Source organism: Actinomycetospora atypica, assembly GCF_042653685.1.
Lineage (GTDB): Bacteria > Actinomycetota > Actinomycetes > Mycobacteriales > Pseudonocardiaceae > Actinomycetospora > Actinomycetospora atypica.
Genome location: NZ_JBHSIV010000015.1, coordinates 81,443 through 95,998, shown reverse-complemented (window position 1 = coordinate 95,998; position 14,556 = coordinate 81,443). Strand labels below are relative to the sequence as shown.

The window sequence follows — 14,556 nt, the reverse complement described above, 5'->3', positions numbered from 1 at the left end:
CGCTCGGGCTCGGGGCTCCGGCTAGTAGACGCTGCAAAGGACCAGGCCGAGGTGGACGGCGATCCGTGCAGACCCGATTGGAGATGAGATTCGCAGTGAGTGATGGTGAACGCCCGCAGTTCCCGTTAAAAGAGCTGCTCCAGGCCGGCCCAAAGGCGCCGCTGGTTCTCGTTGAATACGTTATCGAGCGACGTGGGCCCGACATTTCAAAGGAGCAAGCCAAGGCAAGAGAAGAAGCTGGATTTGGCGTCGAGGCTTATGTGGACGACCTCGTCAAGAAGCAACTGCTTCTTGTTCGCGGCCAAGGCGCTCTTGCGGGTCTCGGCTTCGTGGCGGCCGGAGCCGCAGGTCCTGGCGTCCTCCCAGCGGCGACCAGCGTCATTCTCTCGGATGTCGCAACACTTGCGTACTTTCAGATCGATCTATCACTGAAGATCGCCGCTGCCTACGGCCACGACCTGATAGATCGCGAAGCCAGAGCCCGCGAGATTTTACACCTTCACGGGATAGAGATTATCGGAGGAGAAGCACTAGCCGCTCCTCTCGGTGCTGCTGGCGAACGTATTCTCAAGCGACTCCTGATGCGCTACCTCCGAGGTCCCGCCTTACAGGCAGCAAAGGCACTCTTCCGCTTCGTGGGCGTCAAATTCACGCGGACAGCCCTGCTCAAAGCAGTCCCGTTCATCAATATCCCCGTCGGTGCAGCATTCGCAGACGTGACGACTCGTAGGTCAGCACGCAAGGCTCGACAGTTCTACCGGCCGTCTTCCTATCAAAAGAAGGCGTCCTAGCCCTAAGGTCAGGTGCCGCCGCTGGCCATCCAGATGGGACACTGGGCGAACCATAATCCGGAATAATGGAGGCTTAGGAAACCCGCTTTGGGCCGAATTTGTAGCTGACTGGCCAATGGATGGGACAAGGACTCAGCCCAGCCAATCTGTGGGGTTGGTGGGGTCGAAGGTCCTAAGCGGGCTCCCGTCGCTCCGCCCCAGGATTGCTACTCGAAGAGATTGAGTCGATCCCGCTCACTCGACTGCCGTAATAGGCTGCTCTCGCGCGTCCCGACCTCTTGGGCATGGCGAGCTTCAGACTGCTTGCCTCGAACCCGTAGCTGATCTCCGAGGCCAGGGCGAACAGTGCTACTGCTCAGCGCTTCGCTCAAGGCGTGCAACGTTCGACAGTACTGACGATTCCTGTGCGCCTTCGCCACTACATTCCGGCCCGGACAACCGTTCGCTAAGTGTGGCCAAAGCATGTCGCGCTGCTCATGGGCGGACCCCTGGGGCTCACTCGTGCGATGCACCGTCGCGCAGTGCCTGGTCCGAGTCACACGGGTTATGTCCGCGACTCTCACCGGACGCGCCTCAAATGCCGCGATTGCCGTAGTTATCGCGCTCCCGGTCGCGAAAGATTGGCGACTTATCGCCCGGCGACACAATCTGAGTTATTGGATTGCCATCAGTCGTGCCTAGAGCGTTGACCTGCCATGGTGAATCAAAGCCGTTTCGTCGACTCTGACGGAAGATCGTGGTATAGCAGCTCGAGTACGGTGTCCTTGCCCATTGGGATGGTGAGACTCCGTCGACGTCGTCGCCCGCCTACTGACCGTTTCGCATCATAGTGAGCCCGACAGCGTTGCAGCCGTCGAGGTAATCCTGCCAATGGGAGCCGCCGTAACCGTCGTCGTTGATGGAGCAGCGGCTCATCACCGTGATGCTGTAGTAGCCCCGGTCACGGAGGTCTCTGGCGTAGTCGGCGCCGGCCTGGCGGGCGCCGATGGAGGCCTGCACGGCGATCTCCGAGGCGCTGGGCCCACTGTTCGCTTCCACCACGCTCACGAGGCCGAGGGCCGACCCGGCGATAGCGCCGATCGCCAGCCACGCGCGGGTGTTCGGTGTGCGTTCGGCCCACCAGGCGCCAAGGTCGACCTCGCGCGGGTTGGCGCGAGTCATCTCGACGGTCGGCGCGTCCAGCTCTGGCGCGGTGTGGCGTCCCATATTCGTCCCCCGACGAGTCGAGCACGCTCCGACGGCATGCCCTGCCTCTGTCTCGCGGGCCGACACCTCGTCGTTACCCCCAGGACGCGATCGCCCTCGGTCGCCACGGCTAGAGGTGCGGCGCCGGTCAGCGATACTTCACCGGCGGAGAGGGACCGGGTTCGGGACAGCCCGAAAACGAAACCGGCACGACGGGCGATCGACGCGCATGCCAGCGAACTCGGATAGAACTCCGTCCGGGTCGTCTACCGGCCTACGCCGATCGGTTCTGCAAGACGCCGACGCACACGTCCTTACTGACTCCTTGGAGACCGATCGCGGGCTGCGACCCCAGGCCTCGCTCGTGCCTCTGTTCCTGGAGCCTGTCCGGCCCTTACACCCGAAGGAACCGAGTGTGGGCACGTCCTTACGTACGCCCGCTACCGAGCCGGCAACGCCGCCGACGACCTCTCGGAACAGGGCGCCACGATCGAACGCCTCGAACCGGGACGCGGAGACATCACTCCGAACGCGCCCCTCCCCCCCGAGCCCAGCACTGCAGCGCGGAAGTCGTCGCCGGCCCGTGACGAATCCAGCTCTGCGGGAAGTACTCCCCTACGCCAAAGAGCCCCGCGAGCACCTGGCACTCCGCGAACTGGCGCTGCGTCGAACCAGGAGCACCTGCGCGCGGAGGTGGACCACCTGGCTCGACGCCTCGACCGATGGACGGCCGCCATTAAGCGCGGGAAGGCGCCCATGATCTCCAACGTGCACCACGCCCGCTCCAAGCTGCGGGAGCTCTCCTTTCACGTTGACCTCGGCGGAGATGACTGCAGGACGGTCCATCGGCTCATCACCCGGGCGAGCGAACTCCTCACCGAGTTGGAACGGTTGGTACGGCAGGTCGCTGCGGACAAGGCCGCCTTCCGCACACAGACAGCTGGCGCGGGCTTCTGGGCCTACCCGACGATCGGCAAGGTTCCCTTTGAGACCGGCCAGATGGCCCGTGGCCCCCGCACGTCCAACCGCCACAGGCCCGCGCGCAGTGCCTGATCAGTGAGCGCAGGTCTACCCGGTCTCGGACGCTGACCCGGGGACGCTGAGTCGGCGTCCACGCTCGGAAGACCCGAACGCCGGCTTCGACGCACCGCCGCCGCTGTCGACCAACGCCAGGATTGGCCTCGCCGCACGGCAGGCCAGACGAGGACCGTGCGGCTACATAAGCCAGCTCGGGCCCGACGCGAGCCACAGCGGGACGGCGGTTAGGGGGCGCTCGTCGCCGGGTTTCGTTGGATCAGCGTCTGGCGACTGTCGCCAGAGCTGGCGGACATCGAGCGCGAGGGGTAACGGACAGCCTATTACAGACGAACTGGTCTTCACGATCAGCCGGAAGGAACCGTTATGTCCATCAAAGACGACGTCCCCACGCCCGGTAGTGCGCCGAAGCAGATGCTGGTCGTGCCCGTCCGATGGCTGGTGACCGGTGCGGGCGTCCTCGCTGCCCTGGGTCTCATGGTCTGGGCCATCGTCGCGCTGTCGGACCCCAACTCGGAGGACCGTCTCGTCCGGCTGATGCGTAGCGATATGACTCCATCAGCGAACGCCCGGGTCACTGACCCTCAGCTCGTCGAACGCGCCGAAGCGATCTGCACTCGGCTTGGCGCCCGCAGCATCGCCGTGGCGATGGACGGCGTCGAGACCCCGATCCCCCGGGACGAGTTCATCGAGCTGTACGACGACTTCTGCGACTCTCGGTAGGGACTCAAGGCGGCACATGTGCCAGGCGTCGGCGGGCTGGGGTCGACCTTCGAACTGCAGTTTCGGCAGGCCGACTGACGCCGAGGAAGTTCGCCGGCAGGCCCGCCAGGCGAGGGCGCTGTAGGTGGCCGCGTAGCTCACGAGTCGTCTGCGTCTTCGCCCTCGTCGTCGCCGATGCGAGCGATGAGGTCGCGATAGAGAGCGAAGGCGTCCTGCGGACCGAGCACGGGGACGTCGAGCACACCGCGGTAGACCTCGTCGTTGCCTTGCTCGGTCAGCGTCCAGTCCACGCGGACCGTCCGACTCCCGGAATCGGTGAGAATGCAGAAGTCGCCGTTGTCGGTCGTCCATTCCTCATCGGGGTGTAACGAGTACGGCGTCAAGGTCACCCGTGCTGTCCCGCCGACTACCTTCCAGTCCACCGGATAGTTCGCGAGCATCGGCGGCGATGGCGACACCATGTCGTGGAAATCCTGTCGTCGCCCTAGGCGTCCGGACTGCGGTTGGCCGCACCGAGCAGGAACTTCGCGACCTTCGTGATTCCAGTCGGCTTGGTCAGGTCGATCTCACTCTTGACCTCGAGGTAGGACGTCTCGGCCTCGTCCCCGACCTTGACCACGTGGTCGAGGATTGCCTGCCGTGATCGTTCCCCTAGCGGCGGCCCGTTCGTGTCCATCCGTCCATCGTGCCGCCGCGCGGTTCAGTGGCGGCGCCAGGCCGGGCTCCGGCCCTAGTGCCCGTCGAGCGCGAGCTCCCCCGGCTACTTCCGCGCCCGCCCCGCGCTGTTCCGTCCGACAATGCCGGGGTGGCTGATGAGGTAGAGGAGGTAGAGGTAGGCCAGCGCAGGCAGATCGTGCGGGACCTCGCCGTCGTGGTTGGCCAGGAGGGCTTCGGTACGAGCGGAGTCATTCGCGCCTGGCTTGCCGCCATAGCCGTGGGTGGCGTTACGGAGCAACTTGACGTAGTGCGCGGCCGCACCCTCGAGGGAGAGGTCAGCGCGACCTGGAACGTTGACGACCTCGACGTTGAGTTGGCGAGGCAGAAAGAAGCCGTGCTGCAGCGCGCTGAGGGCCTCGACGCCACGCTCGGCCCCGTGAAGGAGTAGCGCGGCCTGCCGGTCGGTCATCGACGCGGCCAACTCGGCGAGTTTCTTAATCGCGAAGGAGGCCGTGCACATCCTCTCGGTGGAGTAGCCGAGGAGGCCCTCAAGAGTGTCCATGACCGTGTGGAACAGGGCCCGTCGGGCGGTGGAGTCGCGGTGCGAGGTCTGGATCGAGTGGGTGAGCCGGAAGACCTGCTCGACGCTGGCCAGGCACTGCAGGTGGCGAGCTGGGCGGTATCGCCCGTCAGGTCCTGCGAAGACGCGGGGGTCGCTGATCACCTCGAGGAACCGCTGGAGGTGGTAGCACCACCACGACAGCGAATCCGACACCGCGCGGGTCGCCAGAACTGGGAAGACCGTCTCGCCGGCGCGATCCCGGATGGAGAGCATTTGAAGGGGTTCAGCCGGCCCGCCCGGTCTACGGCCGTTCAGGGCGCTGCCAAGACTCATGACGACGATCCCGAATCCGCGAGCGATCGCAAAGCCCCAGACCGCGGGACTGATCGCACCGAGCAGCGGGCCGATGTAGGCGTCGAAGGTGTATAGCCCTTCCCACAGACCCTCTGAGCTGGCGAACACGCTCGCGCCAGCGACGTGGGCGACCATCAGGTCGTCGATCTTGCCGTCTCGCATCTGCTGGTCGTAGTCGGCGCGGACGAGGAAAGAGGTCAGCTTCGCGCGGGTGCGTAGAGACGCACTGGGTATGACGACGTGCACGGCCGCGTCTGGGAAGGCGGGGTTGCCGTCCTCACCCTGGACCGTCCGCAGCTGCTTATATGCCTCGTCGACACGGACGGGGAGTTCGGCGTTGGATGCGGTGCTACACAAGAGCTGCTGTCGGTAGAGCAAGTCGACCGGATCCCGCAGCGGGCCGAGGCGTTCGAGGTCGCGCGCTATGCGACCGGGGTCCTGGGTCGGCTCGATAAGGGCCGGCGCCTGGGCGATCAGTTCCTCGAGCCGTTCCAGGCGTGGGCGAGGCACTCTCCCGCCGGCGATCTTCTCGACGTTCACCAAATCAACTGAGCTCTGGCCGAATATCGGCACGGGCTGGAACACGCGGTACAGGTTCTGGTCCGCGTCCTCTATCCGGGCGGTCAACCCAGCGTGGGCGAGCAGCCCCAGAGGGGCGCCTCCCCAGGTCGAACCGGGTAAGCCCATCGTCACCGAGCGCGGCGCTACCCACCGTGCATCTGCCATGACCACTCCGACCGGCTCTGCCGAGAACCGCATTCGCGCCCCCAATACCTGGCGAACTCTATCCGCACCTGTCCTTCCACGAGCCCACGCCGCAACACCCACCCGCCGCCAGCCTGGACCTCGCCGAGCCTGGTCAAGACGGTCCCGGCGGTCGTGACCTTCCAGGAACCCCCATCCGGACATGTTGGGCGTCCCGTCATATCAGCCAGTGGGTGGGGTTCGTGGCGTCGAAGGTGCGGGCAGCGTCGATGTAGGGGTCCATGGATGCTCGGGAGCGCCAGCGGCCGTGGCGCTGCACGTCGCGTTCGGGGACGCCGGCGGCGATGGCTTCGGTGGCGAACCCGCGTCGGAGGCTGTGGCCGCCCCACAGATCGGCGTCCCCGAGTCCGGCCGCCGCCGCGCGGCGTTTGATGATGTCGGCGATGGAGTTGCGGTGCAGTCCGCCGGCGCGGGGGCGGCGGCCGTAGCGGTCGATCCCCCGCCACGCTGGACCATCAACGATGCCGTGGGACCCGAGCAGGTCCCGCCACCGGACCCAGGCGACACCGGCGTCGAGCAGCATCGACTCCCCGCTCCCCTCCCCCACCGTCGTGGTCTCGGGAGTTGGGGCGGCGATGCCGAGGGTGGTGCCGTGCCCGGCCTGGTCGGTCTTGGACCGGGCGATGAACACCGACAGGCCCTGCTCGGAGGCGTGCAGGTCTTCCATTCGCAGGCGGGCGAGGTCGTCGGAGCGGAGCGCGGCCTTCCACCCGATGAGCAGCAGGGCGTGGTCACGGGCGTCGGACAGGGACTCCTCGGGATGCAGCGCGCGCAGGAGCTCGAGCAGCGGGTCGCGGCGGGCCGCGGCCCGGCGTCGTGGTGGGGCGACGGCGGGGTGGCGGCCGATGCCGGCCAGGGTGCGTCGCACCGCTTCCGAGCGGGTCGGGTTCTCGAGCTGTGCGGTCTGGTGGACCACCGAGATCGCCGCCAGGTAGCCGCGCAGGGTCCCGGGGCGCATCCCGTCGCGCTCCCGGACCTGCCCCGCCACCACGGTCGCCGGCGGGTCGGCGGGGGTGGCGGGGCGCCACCGCGGCGCGAGGTCGGCCAGGAACCGCGCCACCGTCAGCGGGTCCGCCGGTAGCGCCCGCTCCCCCACCCCGTCGCACCAGACTTCGAAGCGGGCCCATTGCCGCTCGTAGGCCGCCCAGGTCTTCTCCGCCCGCGCGCCGCGGGCGTAGGACTCGGCCCGCGCAGTCAGCTCGTCGCGGGCCTCGGCAACCGCACCCGGCTCGTCGTCAGGAAGAACGGTGAGGGCCTCCTCGGGCAGCTCCATGGCGGTCACCGGAGCAGCGTCTCAGCAGCGAAAGACCGGTCTCGGGAGGCGCGCCGGGTCAACCGGGCAGATACGGCTGTTGTGCACGGTTGGACGGGCAGGGCGTCGAGCGGGGCGGGTGCTGCCGCGCAGCACCCGCCCCACTCGGCACGGCGTCAGGGAGTCGGCACGTCGTCGACCAGCGCCGCCAGCCCGTCGACGACCTCCTTCTGGTGGGCGGCCATGTCCTGGCCGGACATCGCGGACAGGAAGTCGAGGAACGGGTCGTCGGCCTCGGTCCGGATGCCGCTGAGCTCCTCGAACACCGCGAGCCCGCAGAACGGGACGTACCCGGCCGAGTAGCCGCCCTCGTGCACGCAGAGCAGCCGGCCCTGCGCCGTCGAGGCCGCGACGTCGAGCATCCGCCGGGTCAGGCGCCGGTAGCCCTCGCTGTGCAGCATCTGGCGGCCCAACGGGTCGAGGGCGCTCGAGTCGAAGCCGGACGCGACGAAGACGAACTCGGGCCGGAACCGCTCCAGCGCCGGCACCACGACGGTGTCGAACGCGTACTCGTACCCCCCGGTCCCGGTGCCCGGCGGCAGGGGCACGTTGATGTTCGTCCCGACCCCGTCGCCCTCGCCGGTCTCCCCCGCGAACCCCGAGTCGTGCGGGTAGTAGCCGTCCTGGTGCAGCGAGATCGTCAGGACCGACGGGTCGTCGTAGAAGGCCTGCTGCGTCCCGTTGCCGTGGTGGACGTCCCAGTCCACGATCGCCACCCGCGCGAGCCCCCCGGCGCGGAGGTGCCGGGCGGCGACGGCGACGTTGTTGAGCATGCAGAACCCGCGGCCCTGGTCCCGCTCGGCGTGGTGGCCGGGCGGGCGGATGATCGCGTAGGCGTTGTCGACCACCTGGTCGCGGACCGCCTCGGCCGCCGCGATCGCGCCGCCGGCGGCGAGCGCCGCGATCTCGTACCCGCCGGGCCCGAAGGGCGTCAGTTCGCCGGCGTCGCCACCGTTCGCGTCCGAGAGCTCCTTCATCCGGTCCAGGTAGGACCGGTCGTGGACGCGGCACAGCTCCTCGGTCGTGGCGGCCCGCGGGCGGATCCACTGCAGCTGCTCCGAGAGGCCCGTGGCGTCGAGGAGGTTCTTCAGCCGCCGCTTCGTACGCGGGTTCTCGGCGTGCTCGTCGGGCTCGATCCACCCGCTCGCCGGGATGAACACCCCGGCGTGCCGCGTGTCCCACCACATGTACTTCTCGTGCCAGAGGGCACCGGTCGTCATGATCTCTCCCAGCTCGTCGGGTTCGGGGGACGCCGGATCAGCCGTGGCAGTGGCTGCCGCCCGACGGCGGCACGTCGAGTACCGGGTTGCGGTCGAAGAAGCCGACCGGCATCAGCCGGAACTTGGCGTGGTCGACCGGCATGACCGGCCAGTCCTCCGGGCGCGGGACGTGGGTGAGGCCGAAGGTGTGCCACAGGACCACGTCGGCTCCCGCGCCGCCCTCGTCGAGGGAGCGGTCGGCCGCGGTCCACGCGGGCAGGCCGGCCCCGCCGGGGTGCTGGTTGACGAAGTCGCCGGCCGGATAGCGCTCGGCGTCGTCGTGGGCGGTGACCCACAGGTGCTTCGTCGCGAAGGCCGCGCGCCCGGCGATGGAGGACTCGGGGTCGGCGAGCAGCGTCGGGGTCCCCTGGGCCATCAGGGCGTAGGCCACCGGCTTCCCGTAGCGGTTCGTCGACGACGGGTTGACGATCTGCCAGCTCCGGTTGCTCCCCGGGTCGGCGAGGCGCTGGGCCTCGCTCTCGCGGGTCAGCCGGGTGCGCGACTCGGTGAAGGCGTTGCCCCAGGGGTTGCCCTCCCCCATCGGGAGCCGGACGGCCTCCACCTCCTCGACGGCGTTCTCGGTGCCGTCGACCGCCATGTCGAGGCGGGCGGAGAAGAGGTGCTGGTGGAACGGCGCGCCGAGCCCGGGCGCCACCTCGCTGGCGTACTCCGAGCCACCCTCGGGGAAGGCCGAGGTGAAGGGGATGCCGGTCAGCTTGGACTCGCACTCGATGGTGCCGTCGAGGTAGAGGTACCAGTAGAAGCCGTAGTCGTAGTTGCCGACGGTGGTGAAGAACGAGACCACCATGCGGCGCTGGCGGCGGCTCTCCGACGCGTTGGTGAACAGGTCGGTGTGCTTCCAGAGGATGCCCGCGTCCTCCTCGTGCAGGCAGATCGCGTTGGTGATGGTGCGGGGCGAGCCGTCGTCGTCGGCCACCACCACGTCCATGTACGTGATGTCGCCGAGGCAGTCGCAGCCGAGCTCCAGGGAGTTGGCGTAGCGGGCGAACATGTACTCGCCGCAGTCGAAGTAGTTCTGCCAGAACCGCACCGGCGAGGGGTCGGCGTAGGGGACGACCATCTCGGCGATCGACGCCCGGTAGACCACGGGGCGGCCGTGCAGGCCGATCTGGTGCAGGGTCAGGCCCTCGCGCTCGTTGAACCCGATGCGCAGGTCCCAGCCCTCCCAGCGCAGCCGGTTGCCCTCGAGGGAGAAGCTGACGCCCTCGGGCTGGGTGATCTCGATCGGGCGCAGGGTGGTGCGCTGCGGGCCCACCTGGGCGGGGTCGTCGAAGTTGCCGGGCTCCGCGGGGACGGCCATCTCGGCGTGGTCGATGACCCGGGTGACCTCGCGGCGGGTGAGGTCGACGTAGGCGACGACGCCGTCGACCGGGTGCGCCCAGGGCGAGTCGGCGGCGTGGTCCTGGCGGAAGCCGAGGACGCGCGCCATGCGGTGCCCGGACTCCTCCGGGTAGTAGGAGCCGGCCGAGAGCGGGACGGCCCGGACCGTGGCGGGGTCGATCCCGCGGCGGCGCATCGCGTCGCACCACTCGGTGGAGGAGTTGACGATCTCCTCCATCACCTCGAACTCGGTGTCGATGATCGGCAGCTGGCCGCTGGTGGCGGCGTCGAGGTCGACGCTGGTGACGATCTCGCGGCGGGTCGCGGACACGACGACGTCGCGGGACGCGGCGCCGGCGAGGTCGAGCAGCAGGACGCGGAGGCGGCGGTCCACCGCGTCGCCCTCGGTGTGGGCGAGGACCTCGGCCTTCGCGGGCTCCTCGAGGGCGGCGAAGCAGACGCGGACGGTGTCGCCGAGCAGGCCGGCGTCGGTGAGCACCTCGCGGACGGCCGCGAACTCCTCGGTGGTGGGCTGGTCGAGCGGGTGGGGGGCGAGACCGGACGCGGTGCTCGTCGGGGCGGTGAGGGTCATGGTGTCTCCGGGAGAGGCGGGGGGACGGGTCAGGACGCGGGGGTGCGGTCGGGTCGGGTGTCGACCTCGGCCGGGGCGGTGCGCGGCGCCGGCACCCCGGCGGACGAGCGGCGCTGGAGCAGCGCGATGACGACGCCGGCCAGCGCGACGAGGGCGAGCACGGCCGCGATGGCGAGCGCCAGGGCGGGTGAGCCGCCGATGAGCGTCGGGAAGTTCGAGATCGTGAGCCACAGGCACACGAGCAGGCCGGCGAGGCCGAGCGCCGGGGCGATGCGGGTGTTCCAGGCCCGGCGGTCGACCCGGCTGCGGGCGAAGAAGACCAGGACGGCCAGGCAGGTCACCGACATCAGGACGAGGACGCCGAGGGTCGCCGTGCCGGCCATCCACGCGAACACCTGCGCCACCGGGTCGAGCCCGGCGAGCGCGAACACCACGATGAGCACGAACGACAGGCCGCTCTGGGCGAGCGAGGCGACGTGCGGCGACCCGTGGCCGGCGTGGGTGCGGCCACACGCGGCGGGCAGGGCCCGGTGGCCGCCGAGGGCGTACCAGTAGCGCGCGGCCACGTTGTGGAAGGACAGGATCGCGGCGAAGAGGCTCGTCACCAGCAGGATCGCCGCCAGGTGGCCCGCGAACGGCCCCAGCCACGCGTTCACGGTGTCGACCAGGAACGTGCCGGGGCTCGCGCCGGCCTGCGCGACCGCGGCCTCGTCGCCCCACGCCGAGACGATCGCCCAGCTCGACACCGCGTAGAACAGGCCGATCACGACGAGCGCGGTGTAGGTGGCGCGGGGGATCGTGCGCTGCGGGTCGTGCGCCTCGTCGCGGAACACCGCGGTGGCCTCGAAGCCGATGAAGCTGGCGATCGCGAACATGACGGCGATGCCGACCGCACCGGAGGAGACCTGGGCGGGGTCGAGGAAGGCCGTCGAGAGGCCCTGGGCCCCGCCCTGCACGGTCACCACGGCGTCGAGGACGAGCACGATCGCGATCTCGGCGAGCAGCAGGACGCCGAGCACGCGACTGGAGAGCTCGATGTGGCGGTAGCCGAGGACGGCGACGACGCCCATGAGCACCAGGGTGTAGACCCACCACGGCACCTCCGGGCCGCCGTAGCTCGTGACGAGCTCGTCCACCGCCGCGCCGACGTAGCCGTACACCGCGGCCTGCACGGCGGCGTAGGTGGCGAGCGCGAGGAACGCCGCGCCGAGACCCAGCGGGCGGCCGAGCCCGTGGCGGACGTAGGTGAAGAACGCGCCCGCGTCGGGGACGTGCGGGCTCATCGCGCAGAAGCCGACGGCGAAGAGCAGCAGGACCAGCGCGCACAGCAGGAACGTGCTCGGGAACGCGGCGCCGTTGCCGGCCCCGACCCCCAGCGGGACGGTCCCCGCGATGACGGTCAGCGGGGCCGCGGCGGCCACCACCATGAAGACGATCGAGCCGACCCCGAGCGAGCCGGAGAGGCGTGACGGTGATTCCGGTGCGGCACTGGTGGGTGCGGCCATGGCGACTCCCGAGAACGGGTGGATGCGACGACGACGAATGTCGTGGCTCACGTTTGCGTGCCCGTTCCGACGGGGTCAAGACCCGGTGAGCAGGGCCGGGACCAGCGCGGATGTCATTCCCGCGGGTGCTCGCGCATTCGGCGGCACTTCTCCGTTCGGAGAACGGCGGACGCCTCGGCGGGGTCGAACGAGAATCGGTCGCCCGCACTTTCTCGTTCGTGGGTGCGGAGATCGTCATTCCGCTCCCGGGGCCGTCGGCCCTACGGTACGGGCGTGATCGGAGGGTCCCGACGATGAGGCGCGTCCCGGTGCTGCGCGCGCGCTCGCCGGTGGCCGGGCTGCGCCGACGGACCCTGGGCCCGCTCGGGGTGCTCGCCCAGTCGGTGGCCACCACGGCCCCGGCGGCGGCGATGGCCTCGACCCCGCTCTTGGTGGCGGCCGACGCCGGGTCGGGCGCGCCGTGGTCGTTCGCGATCGCCGCGGTGCTCGCCGGACTCGTCGCGGTGTGCGTCGCCGTGTTCGCCCGGCGGATGGCCGCCGCCGGCTCGCTCTACAGTTACACGGCCAAGGGACTCGGCCCCGGGAGCGCGTTCGCGTGCGCGGTGGCGCTGGTCGTCGGCTACGGGCTGCTCGTGGCGGCGGCCCTGGCCGGGGCGGCCTGGTACGGCCGTGCCCTGCTCGAGCGCCTCCGGCCGGGCACCGACGGCGAGGTCGCGGGCATCGTCGTGATCGTGGTGCTGGCCGCCGCGGTCGGCGTCTGCGCGGTCCGCGGCGTGCGGCTGACCGGGCGCGTCATGCTCGTCGTCGAGGGCCTCTCGATCGGGCTGATCCTCGTCGTGCTCGTCGCGCTGCTGGTCAGCGGCCCCGCCACGCCGTCCCCTCCCCCACCGCCGCTGCCCTCCGGCGGGCTCGGCGGCATCGTCGTCGGGGTCCTGCCCGCGCTCGCCGCGTTCATCGGCTTCGACAGCGCCACCTCCCTCGGGGTCGAGGCCCGGCGGCCGTTCGCCTCCGTGCCCCGGGCCGTCGGGATCACCGCCGGGGTCGCCGCGGTGCTCTACCTCGTGGCCACCGTGGTGCAGCTCGAGGTGCTCGGCGTGGTCCCCGGCGCCGGGGGCGAACCGCCGGGCACCGCACTCGCCGGCTCCCGCGACCTCGCGTGGGCCTCCGCGGTGATCGACGCCGGCATCGTCGCCTCGTTCTCGGCGTGCACCCTGGCCGCGCTCAACACGCTCGTCCGGGTGCTGTTCTCCCTGGCCCGCGACGGGGTCGCGCCCTCGCTGCTCGGCCGCACGCACCGCCGCTACCTCACCCCGGCCGCCGCGATCGGGATCGCCGTGCCCCTGCTCGCCGTGCCCCCGCTGGTCAGCACCGCGCTCGGGGTGGCGCCGGAGACGATGTTCTCGGCGCTGGTCTCGGTGTCGGCGATCGGCTTCCTCGTCGCCTACGGCCTGGTCTCGCTCGCTGCGCCCCGCTTCCTCGCCCGGATCGGCGAGCTCACCCGCGGGGTCGTCGTGGTGGCCGCCGTCGCGGTCCCGGCCCTCGTGGCGGTGGGGCTCGTGGCGGTCGCGAGCTCGCTCGGGTCGGGGCCGATGTGGGCGGTCGTCGTCGGGATGGTCGTCGCCGGGATCGCGGGGTGGGCGGCGCTGCGGTGGCGGCGGCCCGCCGCCCTGGCCGGCATCGGGGTGTACGACGAGACCACCGCCGCCGACGTCCTCACCGGGGACCGCCGGTGAGCCCGGGCGGGGCGTCCCCGATCAGCGGGCGCCAGCCGCAGGCCGTGCGCAGCGCGCTGGCGATCCTCGAGGAGGTCGCGGGCTCGGGGGTCGGGGTCACCGCCAAGGAGATCTCGACGGCACTGCGCATCCCGCCGGCGACGACCTACCGGCTGCTCAACCTCCTCGTCGCCGAGGAGTACCTCGTGCGGCTCCCCGACCTCGGCGGCTTCGCCCTGGGCCGGCGCAGCGCGGCCCTCGCACCCGCCCCGGTCACGCTGCCAACCGCGGCGCGAGCGGTGATGGAACGGCTGCGCAGCCGGGTGCGGTGGGGCGCGCACCTCGCGGCCTTCCCGGGGCAGCGGCTGGTGTTCCTCGACCCCGATCCCGACCACCCGCCCGCCGACGCCGCAGAGCTCACCCGCCACGCCCACGCCACGGCGCTCGGGCGACTCCTGCTCGCCGAGCACGACGGGCCCGTCCCCACCAACCTGACCCGGCTCACCCCGCACACCGTGGTCGACCCCGTCGAGCTCAAGGAGCGGCTCGTCGAGGTGGCGCGCACCGGGCTCGCGCGCCAGTGCGGCGAGTTCCGGTCCGAGCGCGGGTGCCTCGCGGTGCCGGTGCGGGCGCCCGACGACCAGCGCCTCGTCGCCGGGCTCGCCCTGACCGGGCCGGCCGACCGGGTGGCCGCGCCGAACGAGGACCTCGTCGAGGTGCTCCGCCGGCACGCGGCCGAGCTGGCACCGCTCCTGGCCTGAGC

Annotated in this window: 13 protein-coding genes; 5 read left to right on the top strand and 8 right to left on the bottom strand. The window is 70.5% G+C overall.

The window, feature by feature from the left end; all coding sequences use genetic code 11:
- The first annotated feature begins 65 nt into the window (after positions 1 to 65).
- A complete protein-coding gene (locus tag ACFPBZ_RS15690; protein WP_378037013.1) occupies positions 66 to 791 on the top strand; it encodes a hypothetical protein in 726 nt (241 codons plus the stop codon).
- 807 nt (positions 792 to 1,598) lie between these two features.
- Here the strand turns inward: ACFPBZ_RS15690 and ACFPBZ_RS15685 are convergent.
- Entirely contained in the window at positions 1,599 to 1,997 is a 399-nt protein-coding gene (locus ACFPBZ_RS15685; protein ID WP_378037012.1) for a hypothetical protein, read from the bottom strand.
- A gap of 735 nt (positions 1,998 to 2,732) precedes the next feature.
- Here ACFPBZ_RS15685 and ACFPBZ_RS15680 point away from each other — a divergent pair.
- Both ACFPBZ_RS15680 and ACFPBZ_RS15675 read left to right on the top strand, forming a co-directional pair.
- On the top strand, positions 2,733 to 3,029 hold the full coding sequence (locus ACFPBZ_RS15680; RefSeq protein WP_378037011.1) for a hypothetical protein: 297 nt from the start codon (positions 2,733 to 2,735) through the stop codon (positions 3,027 to 3,029).
- 348 nt (positions 3,030 to 3,377) lie between these two features.
- Positions 3,378 to 3,734: a hypothetical protein gene (locus ACFPBZ_RS15675; protein WP_378037010.1), complete on the top strand. Its 357-nt coding sequence runs from the start codon at positions 3,378 to 3,380 to the stop codon at positions 3,732 to 3,734.
- Between the two features lie 137 nt (positions 3,735 to 3,871).
- Here ACFPBZ_RS15675 and ACFPBZ_RS15670 read toward each other — a convergent pair whose 3' ends face one another.
- The 7 genes from ACFPBZ_RS15670 to ACFPBZ_RS15640 all read right to left on the bottom strand — a co-directional run bounded on the left by ACFPBZ_RS15670 (position 3,872) and on the right by ACFPBZ_RS15640 (position 12,081).
- A complete protein-coding gene (locus tag ACFPBZ_RS15670) occupies positions 3,872 to 4,195 on the bottom strand; it encodes a hypothetical protein (protein WP_378037009.1) in 324 nt (107 codons plus the stop codon).
- A gap of 23 nt (positions 4,196 to 4,218) precedes the next feature.
- Positions 4,219 to 4,353 carry a hypothetical protein gene (locus ACFPBZ_RS15665; protein WP_378037008.1) on the bottom strand — a complete coding sequence of 45 codons (135 nt, stop codon included), beginning with the start codon at positions 4,351 to 4,353 and terminating at the stop codon, positions 4,219 to 4,221.
- A 141-nt stretch (positions 4,354 to 4,494) separates the two neighbouring features.
- Positions 4,495 to 5,892, bottom strand: a complete 1,398-nt coding sequence (locus tag ACFPBZ_RS15660) for a hypothetical protein (RefSeq protein WP_378037007.1) — start codon at positions 5,890 to 5,892, stop codon at positions 4,495 to 4,497.
- Between the two features lie 337 nt (positions 5,893 to 6,229).
- Positions 6,230 to 7,345: a tyrosine-type recombinase/integrase gene (locus ACFPBZ_RS15655; protein WP_378037031.1), complete on the bottom strand. Its 1,116-nt coding sequence runs from the start codon at positions 7,343 to 7,345 to the stop codon at positions 6,230 to 6,232.
- A gap of 155 nt (positions 7,346 to 7,500) precedes the next feature.
- Complete coding sequence (locus tag ACFPBZ_RS15650; RefSeq protein ID WP_378037006.1) at positions 7,501 to 8,604, bottom strand: class II histone deacetylase; 1,104 nt, start codon at positions 8,602 to 8,604, stop codon at positions 7,501 to 7,503.
- Positions 8,605 to 8,641: 37 nt separating this feature from the next.
- Complete coding sequence (locus ACFPBZ_RS15645; RefSeq protein ID WP_378037005.1) at positions 8,642 to 10,576, bottom strand: primary-amine oxidase; 1,935 nt, start codon at positions 10,574 to 10,576, stop codon at positions 8,642 to 8,644.
- 29 nt (positions 10,577 to 10,605) lie between these two features.
- The gene (locus ACFPBZ_RS15640) at positions 10,606 to 12,081 is read right to left on the bottom strand and encodes an APC family permease (protein WP_378037004.1); all 1,476 of its coding nucleotides are present in this window, start codon (positions 12,079 to 12,081) and stop codon (positions 10,606 to 10,608) included.
- A gap of 293 nt (positions 12,082 to 12,374) precedes the next feature.
- Between ACFPBZ_RS15640 and ACFPBZ_RS15635 the strand changes: the two genes are divergently transcribed.
- Positions 12,375 to 13,814: an APC family permease gene (locus ACFPBZ_RS15635; protein WP_378037003.1), complete on the top strand. Its 1,440-nt coding sequence runs from the start codon at positions 12,375 to 12,377 to the stop codon at positions 13,812 to 13,814.
- Complete coding sequence (locus tag ACFPBZ_RS15630; RefSeq protein ID WP_378037002.1) at positions 13,811 to 14,554, top strand: IclR family transcriptional regulator; 744 nt, start codon at positions 13,811 to 13,813, stop codon at positions 14,552 to 14,554. Before ACFPBZ_RS15635 ends, ACFPBZ_RS15630 begins: the two co-directional genes overlap by 4 nt.
- The last annotated feature ends 2 nt before the right edge of the window (positions 14,555 to 14,556 follow it).